A 20281-nucleotide genomic window follows, 5' to 3' on the forward strand; every position below is an offset into this window, starting at 1 on the left:
GGGTGGGTGCAGACGTGGTCCCGCAGCGAGTCGACCGACAGATCCAATTGAAGACCCGAAGTCAGTGAGTGGGTGAGTCAGGAAGACCGCTGCGGGACCACGCCAACCATTCTCACTGTGAGTGGGGGCGGTCCGCTAAACCACCGGCTCGGGTGCGACGACCGCCGGTCGGCGTCGGAAGCTGAATACGCCTTGGGAGATGGCGACGCCGAGGAGGACGACGACACCGCCGACGGGCTGGTACCAGGTGATGTGCTCGCGCAGGATGAGGACGCCGACCAGGATCGAGAAGACCGGCATCAGGTAAGTAACCATCGCCGAGCGGCTGGCGCCGATCAGGCGGATGTTGCGCATGTTGAGGACGAAGGCGATCCCGCTGCCGACGGCGCCGAGTGCGAGCACGCTGCCGAGCACCTCGGGCGACAGTGACCACGGGGCCGGGGGCAACTGCCGGGTGACGAGCGGGGCCACGATCGCGAGCTGAACCATTGCGCAGAGCAACAAGGTCGCGGACAGCGCCGTTCCGGACACCTTGCTTCCGGCCAGGAAGCGCTTCTGGTACGGAACGGCGATCCCGTAGCTGATCGCGGCGAGCATGCAGAGCAGCTGGCCGGTCAGATCCGCGCCACCGTTCACATTCCACGCGCCCAGGACGACGAGCATGCCCGCGAACCCGATCAGCAGGCCGAGCCCGCGCTGCACCGAGAAGAACTCGGTCTTGAAGATCAGTACGGCGATCGGCAGCACGACCAGCGGGGTGATGCCGTTCCAGATCCCGGCGAGCAGGGACGGAATCCGCTCCTCGCCGTACCCGAACAGGGTCCACGGGAGCGCCGATCCGACCGCACCGACCACGAACGAATGCGCCCAGATGCGCCGGTCACGGGGGAGTGCCTCGCGTTTGATCGCCAGGAACACCAGCAGTACGAATGCGCCCGCGGCGACCCGGCCGAGGGCGAGGTAGAGCGGCGGCAACTCCCGCACGCCGACCGAGATGAACAGGAAGCTGCAGCCCCAGATGGCGGCCAGGGTCAGCATGGTCGGGAGCCAGTCCTTGACCGGAATCGGGGCAGCGGAGGTGTCAGTAGTCGTCGGGGTGCTCACTCCTGACATCCTGCACCACCGCACCGACATTTCGTACTGCGATTTCTGGATCCGGGCAGACCTTTGTCCGGCGTCGGGCAGACCCCTGGCTCAGAACCGGTTCGGCGGGAGAGGATGGCGGCCATGGGTGCCTTCGATGTCATCGCCGTCCGCAAGCAGTTCCCGGCACTCGGTGAAGGGGCCGCGCACTTCGACGGCCCCGGTGGTTCACAGACTCCGCAACCGGTCGCGGACGTGGTCGCCGCGACGATGACCTCCGCCCTGGCGAACCGCGGTCAGCTCACCCCGGCCGAGCGACGAGCCGACGGCATCGTCCGAGATGCCCGTACGGCGATGGCCGACCTGCTCGGCACCACGCCCGACGGGATCGTCTTCGGCCGCAGCATGACCCAGCTGACCTACGACTTCTCCCGGACGCTCGCCAAGTCCTGGGGTCCCGGCGATGAGATCGTTGTCAGCCGCCTCGACCATGACGCGAACGTCCGCCCCTGGGTGCAGGCCGCCGAGGCGGTCGGCGCGACCGTCCGCTGGCTCTCGTTCGACCGCGAGACCTCGGAGCTCGACGACATCGCGCCGCTCCTCTCCGACCGTACGAAACTGGTTGCGGTCACCGGCGCATCCAACCTGCTCGGTACCCGCCCTGACACGGTTCGGATCGCCGACCAGGTCCACGCTGCGGGCGCGCTCCTGTACGTCGACGGCGTGCACCTGACCGCGCATGCCCCGATCGATGCGTCGTACGCCGACTTCTACGTGTGCTCGCCGTACAAGTTCTTCGGGCCGCATCTCGGCGTCTTGACCGCAACGCCCGAGCTGCTCGAGACGCTTCACCCGGACAAGCTCCTGCCCTCCACCGACGCCGTACCGGAGCGGTTCGAGCTGGGCACACTGCCCTACGAACTCCTCGCCGGTACGACGGCAGCTGTCGACTTCTTAGCCGCATTGGGCGGCGAGGGAACGACCCGCCGCGAGCAGCTGAACGACTCGCTCAGCCTGGTCGAAAAGCACGAGGACGCACTCCGCGACGACCTCGAAGCCCGACTCAAAGCCATCCCCGAGATCACTCTCTACGGCCACGCGGCCCACCGGACCCCGACCCTGCTGTTCACCGTCGCTGGTCACACGCCTGCCGCCGTATCCGAGCAACTGGCGAAAGCCGGAGTGAACGCTCCCGCCGGCACCTTCTACGCCTACGAACCGGCCCGCCACCTCGGCCTCACCGAAGGTGCAGTCCGCGCCGGGCTCTCGCCGTACACGGATCAATCCGACGTGGACCGCCTGGTGGCCGCTCTCTTGACGCTCCTCCAGGGCACTAACTAAAGTCAATGGGGAAAGTCAAAATGTGGAGAGGCTCGGGGGTCGTGTGAGGGAACCCAGCGCGGTCTTCGTCCAGAGCGGCGACGACCTGATCGCGGCCGGTCGTCATGACCTCACCTGGTCGGCCGCCGGGGTCGAGGTCGGCTGGAACGATGGGACCGTCGACGTCACCGCCGACACAGTCATCCGGGTCGCCCTCCGCTGGTCCACAGCGCTTCCCGCCGACGCGCTAATCCTCGGCGACGCCTGGGAACGCTCGTACGGCGACCTTCAGTGGCGCCATCAGCAGCCCGAGCGCCTGCTTCCGTGGTACTTCCTCGCCCACGACCCGAAGACAGGTCGGACGACCGGTGCCGGGGTCGAGGTCCAGCCGAATGCCTTCGCAGCGTGGACGGTCGACGGCGACGGCTTCACCCTCTGGCTAGACCTCCGCAACGGCGGCGGGCCGACCAAGCTGAGCGGCCGGACCCTCCAAGCCGCTACCGTCAAAGCCTTCGAAGACGCTGGATCACCTTGGCAGACCCTCAATGCAGCGGTCGCCACCATGAGCTCCCGACTGCCGGCGCGACCTGAGCCCGCGCCGGTGGTCGGGGCCAACAACTGGTACTACGCGTACGGCGAGAACTTCGACGAGAAGGCCGTCCTCACCGACGCCGCCACCATCGTCGAGCTCGCCGACGGGCACCCGGTCAAGCCGTTCAGCGTCGTCGACGACGGCTGGTACCCAGGCGGTATCGCCTCCGGCGGCCCGTGGGACCAAGGCATCCCCGGCGTCTTCGACGACCTCGCCGGTACGGCGGCCTCGATCGCGGCGATCGGGGCTCGTCCGGGGCTGTGGTTCCGCCCGCTGCTCACGCGCGAGGCCGGTCGCTACGGCCGCCCGGGCCCGCACGACAAACCGGGCCGAGCGCTTGATCCGTCGTACCCGGAAGTCTTGGAGCTGGTTCGCGCGGATCTGACCCGGTTCAAGGACTGGGGTTTTGAGCTGGTCAAGCATGACTTCAGCACGTACGACGTGTTCGGGGCGTTCGGGCCGGCGATGGGCTCGCGGTTGACCGAGAGCGGTTGGCAGCTGCACGACCCGAGCCGGACGACGGCCGAGATCATCCTCGCCTTCTACCGCGAGATCCGGGACGCCGCGCAGGACGTCGTACTGATCGGGTGCAACACGGTCGGGCATCTCGCGGCCGGGCTGGTCGATGTGCAGCGGACGGGTGACGACACCTCTGGGCGGGATTGGGAGCGGACGCGGAAGATGGGCGTCAACACGCTCGCCTTCCGGTTGCCGCAGCACGGCCGCTTCTTCACCGTCGATGCCGACTGCGTGCCGTGCACGCCGCAAACGCCGTGGGAGCTGAACGAACGCTTCCTCGACCTGGTCGCCCGATCCGGTACGGCGCTCTTCTTGTCGATCGACCCCGCAGCACGCATGGAGCGCACGGACCGGGCCTTGCGCGCCGGGATCCGGTTGGCGCTCGACGGCGGCGACGCGGGTGGGATCGAGCCAACCGACTGGTTGGTTAACACGACCCCGACGGCCTGGCGCAGTGGGGGAAACACGGTCAACTACGACTGGTCACGGCCGTGGGGAGTGGACCCGGTCTCGTGATGAATATTCGCCGGGGCACGAATCTCGATCGCGTCGGTGGGTACAACGACGCGGTGGTCCTGGACGCGATTCGCCGCAGCGAGCAGCTCAGCCGGGTCGAGCTCGCCTCGGCGACCGGCCTGTCCGGGCAGGCGATCTCGAACATCACCCGCCGATTGCTCGACGCCGGACTCGTCCGCGAGGCCGGTCGGCAGAAGAGCACCGGCCTCGGCAAACCACGCACGCTCCTGGAGCTAGAGCCCGGCGGCCAGTACGCCGTCGGCGTCCATCTCGACCCGGCGGTCGTCACCGTCGTACTGCTCGATCTGACCGGTCACGTGGTCGCCCGGCGCCAGCTCGCTCCGCCCGGTGATGGTCCTGATGTCCTGATCGACGCCATCGCGGAGACCATTGAGTCCGTGATTGCCGAGTCCGGCGCCGCGCGTGATCGCGTGATCGGCGTCGGAATCGCTGCGCCCGGCCCGATCGACGTCGAGCGTGGTGTCGTCGTCGATCCACCGAACCTGTCGGCCTGGCATCTGGTCCCGTTGCGCGACGAGCTGCGCGAGCGGACCGGGATGCCGGTCCTCCTCGACAAGGACGTGACCGCCGCGGCCGCCGCCGAGAAATGGGTCAGCGGACCCGGCAACTTCGTCTTCTTCTACCTCGGCACCGGGGTCGGCGCCGGCCTGGTGCTCGGCGACGAGGTCGTCCGCGGTTCGTCCAGCAACGCCGGCGAGATCGGCCACGTGATTGTCGACCCGGACGGCCCGCTCTGCTTCTGCGGTCGCCGGGGCTGCGTCGGCGAGACCAGCCGGCCGCGGTACCTGGTCCACCAAGCGGTTCACGCCGGAGTGCTTGCCCAGAGCATCGACCTCGACGACCGGCAGGCGGTGGACGCCGCCTTCACCCAGCTGTGTACGCTGGCCGCCGCCGGGCCCGGGGCCGCGGCAGAGATCATCACGGCACTGGCCGGGCGGATCGCAGGAGTCGTCGAAGACGTCGCGAACCTGCTCGACCTGGACCGGGTGGTCTTCGGCGGCCCCTACTTCGAACAGCTCGCCCCGCTGCTCACCGACAGTGTCCGCGCCGCTCTGCAGAGCCGCTTCACGGTCCGCACGATCCACGGTGTGGAAGTCACCGGTACGGCGCTCGGTGCGGACGCCGGGGCGATCGGCGCCGGCAGCCTGGTACTGGACCACACGTTCTCGCCGGAACGCGAACTCGTTGCTGAAAGGTAACTCTGTTGAAAGGTATGGGTTGATGATCGATCCCGACGTGCTGTCCCGCGCCACCGAGAAGGTCCGCGCGGCCAGTGGGGACGACGTGATCGCGGAGATGTTCCGGCGGTCGATGGCCGACAACCTGCCGGCTGTCTCCGAGCGGCTGCCCGACGGTACGACGTTCGTGCTGACCGGCGACATCCCGGCGATGTGGTTGCGCGACTCCGCAGCGCAACTGCGCCCGTACCTGCTGCTGTGCCAGGACGACCCGGGCCTGCAGGAGGTGCTGATCGGCGTACTGCACCGGCAGTTGGAGTACGTCGTACTGGATCCGTATGCGAACGCGTTCAACCAGGAAGCCAACGGGGCTGGCCACACGAGCGACGAGACCGAGATGTCGCCGTGGGTGTGGGAGCGCAAGTACGAGATCGACTCGCTGTGCTTCCCGCTCGACCTGGCCTACAAGTTGTGGAAGGCAACGGGTCGCGCCGAGGTGATCGACGCGCGGTTCCGCCCGGCCGCTGAGGCGATCATCGACCTGTGGACGGTCGAGCAGGACCACGAGGCGCGTTCGCCGTACCGGTTCCAGCGGCACGATGACCGGCCGTCAGACTCGCTCGTCCGTGATGGTCTGGGCCGTTTGACGCAGCCGACCGGGATGTCGTGGAGCGCGTTCCGGCCGAGTGATGACGCGACCGACCTCGGCTTCAACGTGCCGGGGAACATGTTTGCTGCGGTCGTTCTGGGCTACCTGCAGGAGATCGCGGTCGAGGTGCTCGGCGACGAGTCACTGGCCGCGCGCGCCAAGGAGCTGAAGTCCTCGATCGAGGACGGGATCGCCCAGCACGGGACGGTCGATCACCCGGTCCACGGCCGCGTTTTCGCCTATGAGGTGGACGGGATGGGGGAGGCGTTGCTGATGGACGACGCCAACATGCCTTCGTTGCTCAGTGCCCCTTTGTCCGGCTTCGTCGCGCCCGACGACCCGACGTACCTGGCGACCCGCAAGCTGCTGCTGAGCCCGGAAAACCCGTACTACTACAGCGGTACGGCGGCCTCCGGCATCGGCAGCCCGCACACGCCGCCCCGCTACATCTGGCACATCGCCCTTGCTGTGCAGGGGATTTCGAGTACCTCCGCGGAGGAGCGGCAGCAGTTGCTGGAGCTCCTCCGCGACACCACCGGCGGTACCGGCCTCATGCACGAAGGTTTCGACGTCGACGATCCTTCGCAGTTCACCCGCGAGTGGTTCTCGTGGGCGAACGCGATGTTCTGCGAGCTCGCCCTGGTGCACGCCGGCATCAAGTGACGTCACGCCGCCTGGTCGTCCAGACTGCCACTCCGGCGAAGACCAGGCAGTAGGCCAGCAGAGTTGCGAGGGCACGGCCACCGCCGACAGCATCCCGTACGCCGGGAGGTGCGTCGCCGGTGGCCATCCCGGTCACTGCGAAGACCAGCGAGCCGGCGTTGGCCCCAGGCAGCGCGTTCGACAGGAACTTGAGATCCGGCAGCAGGCTGTTGACGGCCCCGGCCAGCAGGGTCTCGATGCCGAGGATCCAGACCACGCCGAGCCCGATCGGCAGCGCAACGTTGCGGAAGGCAACAGCCAGCGCCGCCCCGGCCAGGCACCACGTCATCAGCACCAGCCAGCCACCGGCGAGGCCTTGGAGGATATCCAGGATGCCTGGCCAGCTTGACGATCCGTCTTCGGCTGCTGCGATTCCGATGCTGCACAGGGCGCAGGTGATGAAGATGCCGACGACCCAAACGGCGATCATGGTGGCGAGGCCGAGGAACTGGGCGCCGAGGATCTTGGCTCGGCCTGGCCGCTGGGTGAAGATGGTCTTCAGCGTGCCCCACGTGTACTCGCCGCCGATCACGATCGCGCCCAGGACGAGGGCGAGCGCACCGGCGAAGATCGGATAGCCACCGATCGTGTTGTCGATGACCCTGGCCGGCAGCATGCCGGCCAGCACCTGGTCGCGGGGGATGCCGTCGACCTGCGGGTTGTCCTCGCCGGTGACATAACCCAAGTAGGGCAGCAGATAGCCGAAGATCAGGCTCAGTACGAGGCCCGCGCCGAACAGCACCCAGACCGCGGAACGCTTGCGGAGCTTCAAGACCTCCGCGCGGTAGCTACCCAACATCGACCTTCTCCTCGCTTGTCGTCAGCTCGAAGAACAGGTCCTCGAGTGCGCGCTCAGTACTATGCAATTCGGACACGGCGACCCCGGCCTCGACGAGTACGCGGTTCACCTCCGCCGCGCGCCCCGGATCCACTTGCACACGGAGCGTTTCGTCGTACAGGTGGACTTTGACGCCGAGTATGTGGGCCAGTACGTCGTACGCGGCCTGCAGTGGTTGGGCCCGAATCACGAGCTCCTGTTCACCGCGCAGCTCCTCGACGTTGTGCTCGGCAACCATCTTGCCGCCGTCGATGATCCCGACCCGATCGCAGATCTGCTGAACCTCCCCGAGTAGATGACTGGACAGCAAGACAGTCCGCCCCTCCGACCCGAGCTCCCGAATCAGCCGCCGCATATCCCGCATCCCCGCGGGGTCCAGCCCGTTGGTCGGCTCGTCCAGAATCACCAGCTCGGGATCCTTCAGCAACGCCGCCGCTACTCCCAGCCGCTGCTTCATCCCCAACGAGTACTGGGAAAACCGGTCCCGCGCGCGCTCCTTCAGGTCCACGAGCTCCAGCACCTCGTCGACCCTCGCGCGGGCGACCTCGGCGTACTCGGCGAGCAGCCTGAGATTGTCGAGCCCCGACAGGTACGGATAGAACGCGGGCGACTCGATCATCGACCCCGTCTTCCCCAGCACCTCCGGACTCCCCGGTCGCCCACCGAGCACCTTGATCGTCCCGGCCGTCGGTGCAATCAACCCGGTCAGCATCCGCAAGGTCGTGGTCTTCCCAGCCCCGTTAGGCCCCAGAAACCCATAGACCTCGCCGGCCAGCACGGTTAGATCAACCCCACCGACAGCCAGCGTGTCGCCGTACCTCTTCGTCAGGCCGATCACCTCGACCAGTGGAACCCCTGTCGTGTTCATACCGAAGAGACTGCCGCTCCGGGCCGGGTCCCCGCGTCGTCCACCGGGCGTGACCTCATCTACCCCAGCCGGAGTAGAGCGGACCGCCCCCACTCACCAAGTCGCGGTTTCCCAGGATCGGAACGCTGCCGCACGCTCAACGGTTCGGACCGGCGGAGGTTGGTGAGTGGCTGGGGTCCGCTTACCCCAACCACCCCGGCCGAACCAGTCCCGTCTGGTAGGCGACGACCACCAGTTGCGCCCGGTCGCGACAACCGAGTTTGATCATCGCGCGGCTGACATGCGTCTTCGCGGTGGCCGGGCTCAACACCAGCCGCTCCGCAATCTCGTCATTCGACAAGCCCTCACCGACCAGCGCGACAATCTCCCGCTCGCGCTCGGTCAGCACATCAAGCTCCTTGCTGGCATGGGGTTGCCGACTGCGACTCGCGAACTCAGCCACCAGCCGCCGCGTCACCCCAGGCGACAGCAGCGCATCCCCGCGCGCCACCACCCGCACCGCCTGCAGCAGCTCAACCGGTTCCGTGTCCTTCACCAAAAACCCACTCGCCCCGAACCGCAGCGCCTCGAACACGTACTCATCCAGATCGAACGTCGTCAGAATCACCACGTGTACGTCGGCCAGTTCCGGGTCAGCACCGATCATCCGAGTCGCACTCAACCCGTCAGTCCCCGGCATCCGGATGTCCATCAGCACCACATCAGGCTTCTCGGCCCGTGCCACCGCAACGGCCTCAGCCCCGTCGGCGACCTCGCCGATCACCGTGATGTCGTCCTCGGCGTTCAGCAACGCCCGGAATCCGGCCCGCACCAACGCCTGGTCATCCGCCAGCAACACCCTGATCATGCGCACACACTAAGCGAGCCCAGCGTCATGAGCGAGCAATGCAATCTGCGTGCGGTTCCCCAGCTCCAGCTTGGTCAGGATGTGCGAGATGTGTGCCTTCACCGTCGCGAGGCTCATGTAGAGCTCGGTCGCGATCTGCGCGTTCGCCTTCCCCTGCGCGACCGCCAGCATCACGTCGTACTCCCGCGGTGACAGCCGCTTCAACGACTCCTGCGCGACCGTATGCGCATCAGCCTGCGTGGCCGCCCGATCCATCAACCGCCGGGTGATCGCGGGGGACAAGATCGGGTCCCCGGCCGCAACCCGCCGTACGGCGTCAACGATCTGGGCCGGCGGAGTGTCCTTCAACAGGAACCCACTCGCCCCGGCCCGCAGCGCATGCAGCACGTTCTCATCGGTGTCGAACGTCGTCAGCACCACGACCTCCGGCGGATTCGGCCGCGCGCGCACCCGCCTGGTCGCAACAATCCCGTCCATCCGCGGCATCCGCAGATCCATCAGCACCAGATCCGGGAAGTGCGCGTCGACCGCCGCCTGCACCTCGTCCCCGTCCGCCGCCTGCCCGACCACCGCGATCCCGTGCGCACCGTCGAGCATCATCTCCAGACTCGCCCGTACCAGCGCATCGTCATCGACCACCAGCACCCGGATCGTCGGTTCACCGGTCATGGGGCCTCCTGACCTGGACTGAGAAGCGACTGGAGCGACGAGGGAAGGGCTGGAGTTAAAGCCCCATGACCCGCCACGCGGAGCGTGGCATTCAATACAGAGCTCATGCCGGCCACGGTAGCGATGCTTCGAGCCGGAACCCACCACCAGGCTCGCGTTGATGATCAAGCGTCCCGCCCGCCAGTTGCACCCGCTCCGTCAACCCCACTAGCCCAGTCCCACTCCCAGGAGCAATCGGTACGCCGCTCGATCCCGGATTGGTCAGCGCGATCCGCAACCCGTCGCCCGGCCGCCCGCTGACGCTCACCGTCACCGGGTGCCCCGCCGCGTGCTTCCGTGCGTTCGTCAACCCCTCCTGCACAATCCGGTACGCCGTCCGCCCGGTTGCCGGAGGCAATGACGTCACCTCGTCGACCCGTTCGTCGTACGCGACCGTCGTACCGGCCGCTCGCGACTCCGCCACCAGCCCCTCGACATCCCCGAACGTCGGCTGCGGCCGGCCACCCGGCCCTTCCTCGATCTCGGTGTCCCGCAACACGCTGATCACCTCACGCAGTTCATCCAACGCCTGATGCACCCCGGTCCGGATCACCCCCGCGGCCTGCGCGAGCTTCTCCGGCGACGAGTCCGGCCGATACTCCAGTGCGCCCGCATACGTTGCCAGCAAAGACAATCGATGCGCCAGTACGTCGTGCATCTCCCGCGCCATCCTCGTTCGCTCCAGCGTCCGCGCCTCGGCAACCCGCCGCCCCTGCTCAGCCTCGGCCCGCTGCGCCCGATCCAGCAGGTTCTCCAGCAGCAATCGCCGAGCCTGCATCCACTGGCCCCATGCCAGCAAGGCGACGTGCACGGCAACCACCAGCAGGGCAAACCATCCGAACGACAATCCGCCGATCGGCCGCCAGATGCCCTGCACCAGGTGCGCCGTGACCTGGACCGCCGTCATCGCGATGGCCGTCCGTTGTGGGGAGCGCATCGCAATTCCCAAGGTGGCTGCCGTGGACGCCGGCGTACCGGCCGGTGAGAGCGTCACCAGCAGCGCCATCGCAACTGCGGTCCCCACCGGCCGCCGAGGCAGCAGAACCATCAACCCCGTGGCGACGACTCCCACCAGAAGATCCAGCATCAGCCGTCGCGGCTGACTCTGATCAGCCAACCGCCCCACGATGGTCGTCGCGGTCAACGCCCCGATGGCGACGACGACCCACGCATCCCAGATCCCCGGCCGCCCCGCGGGCAGGCAGTCCGCTCTCTCCATGCCAAGACCCTAAGTCGCCGGCACCCGCACGACCACCAACCAAAGTAGGTGCCCGTCAACCCTCCGGCCGATGCCCGCCACCCGACGCATCAGCGACGGTATCCCCACTCAACCGATCCGGAGGAAGTCATGAGCACCACCACGCAGCCCGTCACCCCGACCAAGCGCCGTACCGATCGAAGCAGGTTGTTGGTCGTGGGAGCCGCGACGATCGCCTCAGCAGCCTGGTGGGCGGTCCTCGTGCCCATTGCCGGCCTCACGCTCGACGCGAACCAGGGCGGCACCCTTCAGCACGTCGGCCTCCCGGCAATCGCCATCGCCTCAGCGGCACTCACCTTCGCAGGCTGGGCGCTGCTGGCCATCCTCGAACGCGCCAGTCGAGGAGCCCGCAAAGCCTGGACAATCGTCGCCGCGATCGCCTGCCTGCTCTCGCTAGGCAGCCCCCTCACCGGAGGCATCGGCCTGGGCGCCAAGCTCGGCCTGGCGAGCTTCCACCTGCTAGTCGGGGCGATCGTGATCCTGGGCCTCCGCCGCACCGCTCTCTCAGCGCAAGACCGTTGCTACGAAGACAACTGAGCAGCCTGATAGAACCCCTGGATATGCGCCGCCACCAACCGCGATGCCGCATCACCATCACCCTTGGCCAGCGCCGCAATGATCGCCCGGTGCTCGCCTCGCAGCCCCACCGCCGTCGCCTCCCAATCCGGCAGGTTCGGCACCGCGGCCAGCACATACCCGTGAATTGCCGACCGCAACGACTCCATCACCGCCGCAATCAAGACATTCCCGGCCAACCCGGCCAACGCGACATGAAACTCCGCGTCGAGCAGATGGAACTCCTCCGGCGACAAGCCCGGCGCATCCATCCGATCCAGCAGGTCCGCCACCGCGTCCAACTCCAGTGGCCGTCCCGCCGCTTCGCGCGCAGCCCACGACTCCAGCAGGATTCGCGTCTGTACGACGTCCCCCATCGGCAGATGATTCGTTGCCAGATGCAACCGCAGTAAGGCCGTCAACGGCGACACCGGCTCAGCCACGATCACGGCTCCTGCCTCCGGCCCGGACCCGGTCGCCGTACGGACGATCCCCATCGCCTCCAGCACCCGGACGGCCTCGCGCACCGACGGCCGGCTGATCTTGAGCTCTTCGGCCAGCGCGCGCTCGCCGGGCAGCCGGCCACCGATCCGCAGCCGCCCGGCCGCCAGATCCGCTTCGACCCGATGCAGCACCAGCTCGTAGTTCTTCACACGGTGACTCTACCCGTGTGGTCGGACCACAGGCTAAGCTGTGGTCCGACCACACCTCGACCGCCTGCTCCGGAGCCCTTGATGACCGATCGACAGCTACCCAAATGGTCCGAGCTGAAGCCGCTCCTGCGGGCGAAGCCGGTCACGATGAACGCGACCGACCGCCGCCTGGAGAAGGCGCTCACGATCGCCGATCTGCGCGCCCTGGCCAAGCGCCGGACGCCGCGCTCGGTCTTCGACTACACCGACGGCGCGGCCGAGTCCGAGATCAGCCTGGCCCGGTCCCGCCGCCTGTTCGCCGAGATGGAGCTGCAGCCGTCGATCCTGCGCAACGTCTCCGACATCGACCTCGGTACGTCGATCCTCGGCACCCGCTCGGAGTTGCCGTTCGCGTTCGCGCCGACCGGCTTCACCCGGATGATGAACCACGAGGGGGAGAACGCGGTCGTCAAGGTCGCGCAGCAGGCCGGCATCCCGTACGCGCTGTCCACCATGGGCACCACCTCGATCGAGGAGGTCGCCGCGGCCGCTCCCGACGCGCGGAAGTGGTTCCAGCTGTACGTCTGGAACGACCGCGACTTCGGCGAGGACCTGGTGAAGCGATCCGCTGCCGCCGGTTACGAAGCGCTGATGCTGACCGTCGACGTACCGGTCGCCGGCGCTCGTCTCCGCGACGTCCGCAACGGCTTCACCATCCCACCGTCGCTGACCGCCAAGACCGTCGTGGACGCGGCGATGCACCCCGCTTGGTGGGCCAACCTGCTCACCACCCGCCCGCTGACCTTCGCCTCGCTCTCCTCCTGGGACGGCACGGTCGCCGAGCTGCTGGACAAGCTTTTCGACCCGACTATGACGATCGACGACCTGACCTGGCTGCGCTCGATCTGGCACGGCCCGCTGATCGTCAAGGGCATCCAGACCGTCGAGGACGCCCGCCGCGTGGTCGATGCGGGCGCGGACGCGATCGTGCTCTCCAACCACGGTGGCCGCCAGCTGGACCGGGCGCCAACCCCGCTGCGCATCCTCCCGGACGTCCGCAAGGCCGTCGGCAAGGATGTTGAGGTCTACCTGGACACCGGCATCATGTCCGGTGCCGACATCGTCGCCGCGATCGCTCTCGGCGCCGACGCCTGCCTGGTTGGCCGCGCATACCTCTACGGCCTGATGGCCGGCGGCCAGAAGGGTGTCGCCCGCGCCACCGACATCCTCACCAAGGAGGTCCGCCGCACGATGGCCCTCCTCGGCGTCTCCAGCATCGCCGAACTCAACCCGTCACACGTGCGTCTACCCAACTAGGGGAGGGGCAGCGTAGCGACGACCCGAAGTCCACCAACGGGGGTGCGGGTCGTCGCCAGCGTTCCGCCAAGGGCGGTGGCCCGTTCGCGCATGCCGACGATGCCGTTGCCGTCCGTCGGCGGACCAGCCAGCGACTCCCCGTTGTCGTCAATCTGGATCACCAGCGACTCCTCGCCGTACTGGATTCGTACTGTCGCCGCAGTCGCCTTCGCATGCCGTACGACGTTTGTCAGCGACTCCTGGATGATCCGGAACGCAGCGCGGTCCAGCCCGGTGGGCAGTGGCCGTGACTCGCCATGGATGACGGTGTGGACCTCCAGTCCCGCCATGGACGTCCGACTGACCAGATGCTCGAGCCGTTCCAACCCAGCGACCGGCTGCCGGGGCGCTGACTCGTCGCTTTGGCGCAGGATGCCGACGATCGACCGCAGCTCCACGAGGGCCTCTTTGCTGGCGTCCTTGATCGCAGCGAGCGCCGGAGCGGCCTGCTCGGGCTGACGGTCAGCCAGATGCAGCGCAGTAGACGCCTGCACGTTGATCAGCGAGATGTGGTGCGCAACGACGTCATGCAGCTCCTGCGCGATCCGGAGCCGCTCCTCACTGGCCTGTCGCAGCTCAGCCTCGCGCCGCGTGCGGTCTGACGCCGTAACCCGGTCCCGGTGCGCTCGGAACAGTTCCGAGACGCAGCCCAGCAGAACGAAGAAGAACCCGACCAGCAGGATCTGGTAGACGCCCTGCTCGTTGATACCGAGCAGCAGCCGCCCACCGACATGCCCGATGTACAGCGCAGCAAGGGCCGACCACCCGACCAGCCGGTGACCGGCACGGATGGTCGTGAACACGGCGATGATGAACGGGAAGATCACCGGGCCGTAGGGGTACTGCATCAGCATGTAGATGAGTGTTGAGACGACCGTTGCCCACAGCACTGGGATCAGATGGGTCCGCAGCCAGTACAGCGACAGGGTCCCCTTCAGAATCAGCAGCACCATGAACCAGTCCGCCGCTCGCCGGTCGGGCTGCCCGTTGTTCGCAGCCCCGAACGACCCGACCACACCGATCACGGACAGCACCAGCGGCAGCGCGATCCGCCGTACCTGGGCCCAATGATCAGTGCTCACAGTACGGAACCGTACGGCGCTCAGCCCCGCGCTGTCATCGTCGCCACGGTGTACATGGCTCTACGCCGAGCGTAGTACGACCGGGGTGGTGGGGTGGGGAAGGTATTCAGTCAGTATTTGACGTCGTAGATCTTGTCTTCGTACTCCTTGCCGTAGTACTTCTCCAGCTCCGCGATCGTCGCGTCCTTGCGCTCCAGCGCCTGCGAGATCTCCGCTCGGCTCGGTGCCGCGCTGGTGTCCCACGTCTCCGGCTTCCACAGCTTCGACCGCAGGAACGACTTCGAGCAGTGGTGGTAGATCTCCTCGATGTCGACCAGCAGCGCGAGCTGCGGCCGGTTCCCCTTGACGATCATCTGGTCGAAGAACGGCGCTTCCTGCACGATCCGCGCCCGCCCGTTGATCCGCAGCGTGTCCGTCCGCCCCGGCAGGAAGTAGATCAGCCCCACATGCGGGTTGCTGATGATGTTCTCGAAGCTGTCCACCCGCCGGTTGCCGGCCCGATCCGGAATCGCGATCGTCCGGTCGTCCAGCACCAACGTGAACCCCGCCGGATCGCCCTTCGGCGAGACATCGCAGGTCCCATCAGCCGCCGACGTCGCCATCAACACGAACGGCGACGCCGCCAACCAGTCCCGGTCCAGCGCATGCAACTCCTTGCGCTCCTTGTCCACCGCCGCGCCCAGCGGCGCCGGCACAATCTCGCGCAGTTCCTCGTACGTCGTGACCTCAACCAGACCGGGGATGTCCATCAGGCTCCTCAGGCGTCCGCGGCCGGACCATCCACACTGACGGCCCGTGTCCGCGGACACCATTTTAGAGCGGGACCAGTCCGCCCACTGGTCCCGTCGTACCGCCGCTCAGCGCCTGCGCAGGACCGCCGACATCCGGCCGGCCTCCAAAGCGTGCGGGTTGTTGTGGTTGCCGCCCTCGGTCAAGTGCGCCTTGAGCGCTTCGCGAGCGGCGGCGATCTCGCCCTTGCTCGCCAGCGTCTCCACCACCATGCAGCTCAACGCCGAAGCCCGCAGCTGCTCTGGCTCGACCTCCAGCCCGGCCTGCATCAGCGCCGTACGCCGATCGCGCGCGAACAGCGCACGAAACCCGTCATCGGTTGCCAGCAACTCCAGCAACCGATCAGCAACCGCCGGCGGAATCTCCAGCTTGACGTCCTGAACAGTCAACGACACGGCGCTCACCCCTCCCGCAAGACTGCCTGCATGGCGCCGGCTTCGAGCATGTGCGGGCTGGTGTGGTTACCGCCCCACGTAAGGTGCGCTTTGAGCGCCTCCCGCGCCGCGGCGATCTCGGCCTTGCCGGCCAGGGTCTCCACCACCATGCAAGCCAGCGGTGCGCCGTTGACCTTCTCGCTGTCCAGTCCCACGTCGATCAGGGCCGCATGACGGTCCCGCGCGAACAGTTCGCGGAACACATCGTCGGTGGCGAGCCGCTCGAGCAGCCGATCGGCGACGGAGGGCGGAATCTGCAGCTTGGTGTCTTGGATGGTTGATGACATAGCGATCTCCCGTGGTGTTAGTTGCGGCGCAGGACCGCGCCGATTGCGCCGGCCTCCAGCCGATGCGGATTGGTGTGGCTCGCGGCCGACGTCAGATAGTCCTTCAGCGTGTCCCGCGCAGCGGCGATCTCGTCCTTGCCGGCAAGGTTCTCCACCCGCAGGCAACCCAGTCGCGCGCCCATGACCTGCTGGCTGTCCAGCCCGATGCCGATCAGTGCGGCATGACGATCCCGCGCGAACAGTTCGCGAAACGCATCATCGGTGGCGAGCAGTTCGAGCAGTCGGTCGGCGACGTTCGGCGGGATCTGGAGTTTGGTTTCCTCGATGGTTGAAGGCATGGCAGTGCTCCGATCAGTTGCGGCGTCGGGTGGTGTACTGCGAGTCGGTCCCCAGGAAGAACACGACCGTGTGCGTCCCGGCTCCCAGCAGGTGGGCACGTAGCTGATCCCGTGATTCCGCGATGGATTCCTTACTGGCAAGCCGATCCACGATCAGGCAGCTGAACGGCGAACGCTCGCGCAGCTCGACCTCGGACAGCTCGAACCCGGCCCGAACCAATGCGGCGTGGCGGTTCTCGGCGAACAGTTCGCGGAACGTGTCGTTGGTGGCGAGCAGATCGAGCAGCCGATCCACGACCGCCGGCGGGAACTGCAGTTTCGTGCCCTGGATGGTTGGTGTCATGGCGTTTCCCCTTGCTGACAGGCACGCCCAGGGAGGGCGCGACCCAGCGGCTACGCTGGGTCAGCTTCAGCGCAGCGCCGCGTCCCACGCGCGGGAAACAGCCAGAGTGTGCTGTCAGTTGTGGCGCAGGACCGCGTGCATCGCTCCGGCGTCCAGCCGGTGCGGATTGTTGTACGCCGCTTCAGTCAGCAGATGCGCGCGCAGTTCCGCACGGGCACCGGCGATTGTCTCCTTGCTGGCAAGGCGATTCACCGTCAGGCAGTCGAGCGACGAGTTGGCGCGCAACTGCTCCTCGGGTAGCTCCCAGCCGGCCTGAATCAGGGCGGCGTGGCGGTCCTGCCGGAACAGCTCACGGAACGCGTCGTCCGTGGCGAGCAGCTCGAGCAGCCGATCGACGACCTCGTGCGGAATCCGCAGCTTGGAGTCCTGAACGGTCGATTGCATGGTTCCCCCCATACATGTCAGTGTGTGTGCAGCTTCACGCCCCCAGCGTTCGAGGCTGCATGGTAGAAACCTTAGCTGACCGTTGTTCGGCACGGGGAGTGTTCCGTGTTGCGGTCATCACCGGATCCGCTACTCCGGATCTGTCATCGCCAACTGGGGGGCCAGATGCGTGTACGTCGTTGTGCCGTGCTGTTCTTGGAGTCTCGCGAGGATGTGGACTTCGACCTGGAGTCCTTGCTGACCGGTGGGGCAGGGCTGAGTCGCCACCAGCGCTGGCTTGCACTGGCTGCGCATCTGGATGCGCCGGTCGAGGTTGACTCGCAGGAACGCGAGCTGCTCGGCCGCCTGAGTCCCAGCGAATGGAGCGCCGCCGAGTCCCTCGAAGCCGCCGAAGAATCCCTACTGCCCAACCTGATCAAGCGCGGCCTGGTGCTCGCCGAAGAAGAACCCGACGCACCGCACCGCGAACGCGACGAAGCCCTACGCGCCGGTCATTGGTGGCCGGCCGCGGCGATGATGCACCGACTCGCGCGCTGGGAGGGCGTGGACAGCGTCAGCAGCATGGAATCCAATGAAATGACCACCGCGGCAGACCTGCGCCGCAAGCTCGGCGCGCCGCCCATCCATGCGTTGGAGCGTGTGGACGCGGGGGAGCGGGTGGCTTTGCCACGTATCGACGGCAACGACTTCGACGCGATGCTGGCGCGACGCTCGACCTGCCGCAACTTCGACAGCGAACGCCCACTGTCGCTGCCGTTGTTCGCACACATGATGCAACGCGTGTTCGCTGCCCAGTCGCAGGTGAAGGTCGACGAGTACACCGTGTTCCTGAAGAAGAACACGCCCTCCGGCGGCGGCCTGCACCCGACCGAGGCGTACCTGATCGTCCAGAACGTCGAAGGTCTCGCACCTGGCCTGTACCACTACCACGTGGTCGACCACGCGCTGGAACCTTTGCGCACCCCGGACGAACCGCTCGAGCAGTTCGCGCGCCGCGCCTTGGCCGGTCAGCATTGGTTCTCCAACGCGCCGGCGATGGCGGTCCTCACCCCTCGATACGCGCGCAGCTTCTGGAAGTACCGCCAGCACGCCAAGGCGTACCGGGCTCTCGTGCTCGACAGCGGTCACCTGTCGCAGACCTTGTATCTGAGTGCAACCGAGCTAGGTCTAGGCGCCTTCGTCACCTCGGCGATCAACGAGGTCGACATCGAGCGCGGCTTCGGCCTGGACCCCCTCGTCGAGGGTCCGCTGGCCATCTGCGGGTTCGGCTGGCGTGCGCAGACCATGTCCACCAGCGAGTTCGATCCGGCCCAAGAGGTCTGGCTGCGAACGGACGAGGAGTCCTAGGCCACCGAAGCCGGGGCATCCACGCTGACGGATCGCGTCCGCGCGGCCCACTTCACGGCGGGTCCGGTCGCGAGGCTGGTCGCCACGAACAACGCTCCGACGATGATCCAGCCGATCGGTCCCCAACCCAGGACCACCGTGGTCAGCAGTGCCGGGCCAAGCATCCTCGCGATCGCGGGCCCGGTGCCGAAGAACCCTTGGTACTGCCCCTGCTTGTCAGCCGGTGCCAGCCCGAAGCTGATCTCCCATGCCCCGGAAGCCAGCTTCATCTCGCCCAGCGTCAGCAGCGCAGCAGCCAGGACCAGTACGCCGGCCGCTGCCGCCGGGTGCAGCTTCATCGCGGTGAAGGCGAAGACGCCGCAGGCGGCCAGCATCGCGATCCCGGCGTACCGGATCGAGCGGGTCGCGGTGCGCAGGTCGGTGACCTTGCGAGCTACCCGCACCTGGAAGATCATGACGCCGAGCGTGTTCACAATCATCAGCGAGGCGACCGCCCAGCTCGGCGCATCGGTGCGAGTCACGATCCACAGCGGGCCGATCAGACTGATCAGCGGCATGAACAGCAGCATGATCGAGTTCAGCAGCGCGAGGACGGCGTACGGGCGATCGCGCAGTACGGCGAGCCGCGGCTCACCCTGGGCCCGCACCGTCACCGCGACCGACGGCACCCGCCGGATCAGCAATGCCGCGATCAGGAAGCTCACCGCATCCACCGCAAAGACGATCAGGTACGCCGTCTCCGTGTCGAACCGGAGCGCGATTCCGCCGAGCAGCGCGCCGACCGCGAGTCCACCATTCACCGTGGCTTGCAGGAAGGCCCGGATCCGGGTGCGCTCGGCCGGTGCGATCAGCCCCGCCAGGAGCGCTTGGCGTGCTGCTGTCAGACCGGTCTGGCTGCACGCGTAGGCAATCGCAGCCGCGAGGAACAGCGGGAAGCTCCGGACGAACAGGAACGCAGACACGGAGACCGCCGTACTGAGCGCCAGCAGGATCGCGACCATCCGCGGACCCTTACGGTCGGCCAAGTTGCCCAGCGGCACGCCGGTCAGAAACCCGACCAGCCAAGCGATCGTCAGCCCCAAACCAACCTGAGCCTCCGACAGCCCGACCACTCGCGTGAAGAACAACGCCGACGTGACGACAAACGCCCCGTCACCCACTGCATTGGCCAGCTGCGCCATCGCCAAGTTGCGCGGCGCTCCGGCGGGCGGCAAGAACTTGTTCGTCGTCATGTGCCGAGCCTATGATCCCAGCGGCCCACGCTGCAGATCCACTTCGGTCCTATCTGCCTGGGCCAATTGTGTCGCCTCACATTGCCCTGTGGATAACCCGAATCAGCGCCCGGAACCACTGCACCTTCTAGGTATGACATTCCGCGATCTCGCCCCCACCTGGTCCGACCGTCCCCTCACCGACCCCGCCCTCGCCGCCGACGTAGTCGACCTCATGGTCAGCCACGGCGATCGCAGCCGCGGCACCTTCACAGCCATCCTCTGCGGCCCCGACGCCCGCTACCGCGCCACCGTGGCCATAGATCTCACCTCGGAGTTCGCCACCCCCGGCCCACCTCTGGAC

23 protein-coding genes are annotated in these 20281 nt (G+C 67.2%); 8 read left to right on the forward strand and 15 right to left on the reverse strand.

The features are described from left to right. Positions 1-135: 135 nt before the first annotated feature. Complete coding sequence (locus E1263_RS34830; RefSeq protein ID WP_238161827.1) at positions 136-1104, reverse strand: DMT family transporter; 969 nt, start codon at positions 1102-1104, stop codon at positions 136-138. 123 nt (positions 1105-1227) lie between these two features. Here E1263_RS34830 and E1263_RS34835 point away from each other — a divergent pair, with 123 nt between their 5' ends. From E1263_RS34835 to E1263_RS34850, 4 genes are read left to right on the forward strand one after another with little or no spacing between them, the layout of a single operon-like run. Beyond that, a complete protein-coding gene (locus tag E1263_RS34835; protein ID WP_132175312.1) occupies positions 1228-2424 on the forward strand; it encodes a cysteine desulfurase-like protein in 1197 nt (398 codons plus the stop codon). 43 nt (positions 2425-2467) lie between these two features. Continuing rightward, a complete protein-coding gene (locus tag E1263_RS34840) occupies positions 2468-4030 on the forward strand; it encodes an alpha-amylase family protein (RefSeq protein ID WP_132175314.1) in 1563 nt (520 codons plus the stop codon). After that, a complete protein-coding gene (locus E1263_RS34845; protein WP_132175316.1) occupies positions 4030-5250 on the forward strand; it encodes an ROK family transcriptional regulator in 1221 nt (406 codons plus the stop codon). The genes E1263_RS34840 and E1263_RS34845 overlap by 1 nt, the downstream gene beginning before the upstream one ends. A gap of 22 nt (positions 5251-5272) precedes the next feature. Further along, positions 5273-6541, forward strand: coding sequence for a glycoside hydrolase family 125 protein (locus tag E1263_RS34850; protein WP_132175318.1), 1269 nt, complete (start codon positions 5273-5275; stop codon positions 6539-6541). Here E1263_RS34850 and E1263_RS34855 read toward each other — a convergent pair. The 5 genes from E1263_RS34855 to E1263_RS34875 form a co-directional block, all read right to left on the reverse strand. Beyond that, a complete protein-coding gene (locus E1263_RS34855) occupies positions 6534-7379 on the reverse strand; it encodes an ABC transporter permease (RefSeq protein ID WP_132175320.1) in 846 nt (281 codons plus the stop codon). The genes E1263_RS34850 and E1263_RS34855 overlap by 8 nt on opposite strands. Further along, positions 7369-8286, reverse strand: coding sequence for an ABC transporter ATP-binding protein (locus E1263_RS34860; protein WP_132175322.1), 918 nt, complete (start codon positions 8284-8286; stop codon positions 7369-7371). The genes E1263_RS34855 and E1263_RS34860 overlap by 11 nt, the downstream gene beginning before the upstream one ends. A gap of 181 nt (positions 8287-8467) precedes the next feature. After that, entirely contained in the window at positions 8468-9133 is a 666-nt protein-coding gene (locus E1263_RS34865; protein ID WP_132175324.1) for a response regulator, read from the reverse strand. 9 nt (positions 9134-9142) lie between these two features. Further along, complete coding sequence (locus E1263_RS34870; protein WP_132175326.1) at positions 9143-9802, reverse strand: response regulator; 660 nt, start codon at positions 9800-9802, stop codon at positions 9143-9145. Positions 9803-9905: 103 nt separating this feature from the next. Continuing rightward, positions 9906-11060 carry a sensor histidine kinase gene (locus E1263_RS34875; protein WP_132175328.1) on the reverse strand — a complete coding sequence of 385 codons (1155 nt, stop codon included), beginning with the start codon at positions 11058-11060 and terminating at the stop codon, positions 9906-9908. 129 nt (positions 11061-11189) lie between these two features. Between E1263_RS34875 and E1263_RS34880 the strand changes: the two genes are divergently transcribed. Further along, positions 11190-11636 carry a DUF6069 family protein gene (locus E1263_RS34880; RefSeq protein WP_132175330.1) on the forward strand — a complete coding sequence of 149 codons (447 nt, stop codon included), beginning with the start codon at positions 11190-11192 and terminating at the stop codon, positions 11634-11636. Here the strand turns inward: E1263_RS34880 and E1263_RS34885 are convergent. After that, entirely contained in the window at positions 11621-12307 is a 687-nt protein-coding gene (locus E1263_RS34885) for a FadR/GntR family transcriptional regulator (protein WP_132175332.1), read from the reverse strand. The genes E1263_RS34880 and E1263_RS34885 overlap by 16 nt on opposite strands. Positions 12308-12388: 81 nt before the next feature. On the opposite strand from E1263_RS34885, the gene E1263_RS34890 reads away from it, so the two are divergent. Continuing rightward, entirely contained in the window at positions 12389-13603 is a 1215-nt protein-coding gene (locus E1263_RS34890; RefSeq protein ID WP_132175334.1) for an alpha-hydroxy acid oxidase, read from the forward strand. Here E1263_RS34890 and E1263_RS34895 read toward each other — a convergent pair. The 7 genes from E1263_RS34895 to E1263_RS34925 form a co-directional block, all read right to left on the reverse strand. Continuing rightward, positions 13600-14724, reverse strand: a complete 1125-nt coding sequence (locus E1263_RS34895) for a sensor histidine kinase (RefSeq protein WP_238161828.1) — start codon at positions 14722-14724, stop codon at positions 13600-13602. The two genes, E1263_RS34890 and E1263_RS34895, sit on opposite strands and share 4 nt — an antisense overlap. A 110-nt stretch (positions 14725-14834) precedes the next feature. Then, positions 14835-15473, reverse strand: a complete 639-nt coding sequence (locus tag E1263_RS34900) for a pyridoxamine 5'-phosphate oxidase family protein (protein WP_132175336.1) — start codon at positions 15471-15473, stop codon at positions 14835-14837. 108 nt (positions 15474-15581) lie between these two features. Then, a complete protein-coding gene (locus E1263_RS34905; RefSeq protein ID WP_165956850.1) occupies positions 15582-15908 on the reverse strand; it encodes an NHLP-related RiPP peptide in 327 nt (108 codons plus the stop codon). 5 nt (positions 15909-15913) lie between these two features. Then, a complete protein-coding gene (locus E1263_RS34910; RefSeq protein ID WP_132175340.1) occupies positions 15914-16234 on the reverse strand; it encodes an NHLP-related RiPP peptide in 321 nt (106 codons plus the stop codon). Between the two features lie 17 nt (positions 16235-16251). Further along, positions 16252-16572 carry an NHLP-related RiPP peptide gene (locus E1263_RS34915; protein WP_132175342.1) on the reverse strand — a complete coding sequence of 107 codons (321 nt, stop codon included), beginning with the start codon at positions 16570-16572 and terminating at the stop codon, positions 16252-16254. A 13-nt stretch (positions 16573-16585) separates the two neighbouring features. After that, complete coding sequence (locus E1263_RS34920) at positions 16586-16915, reverse strand: NHLP-related RiPP peptide (protein WP_132175344.1); 330 nt, start codon at positions 16913-16915, stop codon at positions 16586-16588. 114 nt (positions 16916-17029) lie between these two features. Continuing rightward, positions 17030-17359: an NHLP-related RiPP peptide gene (locus E1263_RS34925; protein WP_165956851.1), complete on the reverse strand. Its 330-nt coding sequence runs from the start codon at positions 17357-17359 to the stop codon at positions 17030-17032. 165 nt (positions 17360-17524) lie between these two features. Here E1263_RS34925 and E1263_RS34930 point away from each other — a divergent pair, with 165 nt between their 5' ends. Further along, positions 17525-18706, forward strand: a complete 1182-nt coding sequence (locus E1263_RS34930) for a putative peptide maturation dehydrogenase (RefSeq protein WP_132175348.1) — start codon at positions 17525-17527, stop codon at positions 18704-18706. Here E1263_RS34930 and E1263_RS34935 read toward each other — a convergent pair. After that, complete coding sequence (locus tag E1263_RS34935; protein WP_132175350.1) at positions 18703-19938, reverse strand: MFS transporter; 1236 nt, start codon at positions 19936-19938, stop codon at positions 18703-18705. The genes E1263_RS34930 and E1263_RS34935 overlap by 4 nt on opposite strands. Positions 19939-20071: 133 nt before the next feature. Between E1263_RS34935 and E1263_RS34940 the strand changes: the two genes are divergently transcribed. Beyond that, the coding region (locus E1263_RS34940; protein ID WP_132175352.1) for a hypothetical protein at positions 20072-20281 on the forward strand (210 nt) is incomplete at its 3' end.

This window comes from Kribbella antibiotica (assembly GCF_004349055.1).
Classification (GTDB): Bacteria; Actinomycetota; Actinomycetes; order Propionibacteriales; family Kribbellaceae; genus Kribbella; species Kribbella antibiotica.

Excerpts from the sequence above, each read along its gene's own strand:
- E1263_RS34835 (WP_132175312.1), top strand. The coding sequence starts at position 1,228 with ATGGGTGCCTTCGATGTCATCGCCGTCCGCAAGCAGTTCCCGGCACTC.
- E1263_RS34845 (WP_132175316.1), top strand. The coding sequence starts at position 4,030 with ATGAATATTCGCCGGGGCACGAATCTCGATCGCGTCGGTGGGTACAAC.
- E1263_RS34850 (WP_132175318.1), top strand. The coding sequence starts at position 5,273 with ATGATCGATCCCGACGTGCTGTCCCGCGCCACCGAGAAGGTCCGCGCG.
- E1263_RS34855 (WP_132175320.1), bottom strand. The coding sequence starts at position 7,379 with ATGTTGGGTAGCTACCGCGCGGAGGTCTTGAAGCTCCGCAAGCGTTCC.
- E1263_RS34860 (WP_132175322.1), bottom strand. The coding sequence starts at position 8,286 with ATGAACACGACAGGGGTTCCACTGGTCGAGGTGATCGGCCTGACGAAG.
- E1263_RS34865 (WP_132175324.1), bottom strand. The coding sequence starts at position 9,133 with ATGATCAGGGTGTTGCTGGCGGATGACCAGGCGTTGGTGCGGGCCGGA.
- E1263_RS34870 (WP_132175326.1), bottom strand. The coding sequence starts at position 9,802 with ATGACCGGTGAACCGACGATCCGGGTGCTGGTGGTCGATGACGATGCG.
- E1263_RS34875 (WP_132175328.1), bottom strand. The coding sequence starts at position 11,060 with ATGGAGAGAGCGGACTGCCTGCCCGCGGGGCGGCCGGGGATCTGGGAT.
- E1263_RS34880 (WP_132175330.1), top strand. The coding sequence starts at position 11,190 with ATGAGCACCACCACGCAGCCCGTCACCCCGACCAAGCGCCGTACCGAT.
- E1263_RS34890 (WP_132175334.1), top strand. The coding sequence starts at position 12,389 with ATGACCGATCGACAGCTACCCAAATGGTCCGAGCTGAAGCCGCTCCTG.
- E1263_RS34900 (WP_132175336.1), bottom strand. The coding sequence starts at position 15,473 with ATGGACATCCCCGGTCTGGTTGAGGTCACGACGTACGAGGAACTGCGC.
- E1263_RS34910 (WP_132175340.1), bottom strand. The coding sequence starts at position 16,234 with ATGTCATCAACCATCCAAGACACCAAGCTGCAGATTCCGCCCTCCGTC.
- E1263_RS34915 (WP_132175342.1), bottom strand. The coding sequence starts at position 16,572 with ATGCCTTCAACCATCGAGGAAACCAAACTCCAGATCCCGCCGAACGTC.
- E1263_RS34920 (WP_132175344.1), bottom strand. The coding sequence starts at position 16,915 with ATGACACCAACCATCCAGGGCACGAAACTGCAGTTCCCGCCGGCGGTC.
- E1263_RS34925 (WP_165956851.1), bottom strand. The coding sequence starts at position 17,359 with ATGCAATCGACCGTTCAGGACTCCAAGCTGCGGATTCCGCACGAGGTC.
- E1263_RS34930 (WP_132175348.1), top strand. The coding sequence starts at position 17,525 with ATGCGTGTACGTCGTTGTGCCGTGCTGTTCTTGGAGTCTCGCGAGGAT.
- E1263_RS34935 (WP_132175350.1), bottom strand. The coding sequence starts at position 19,938 with ATGACGACGAACAAGTTCTTGCCGCCCGCCGGAGCGCCGCGCAACTTG.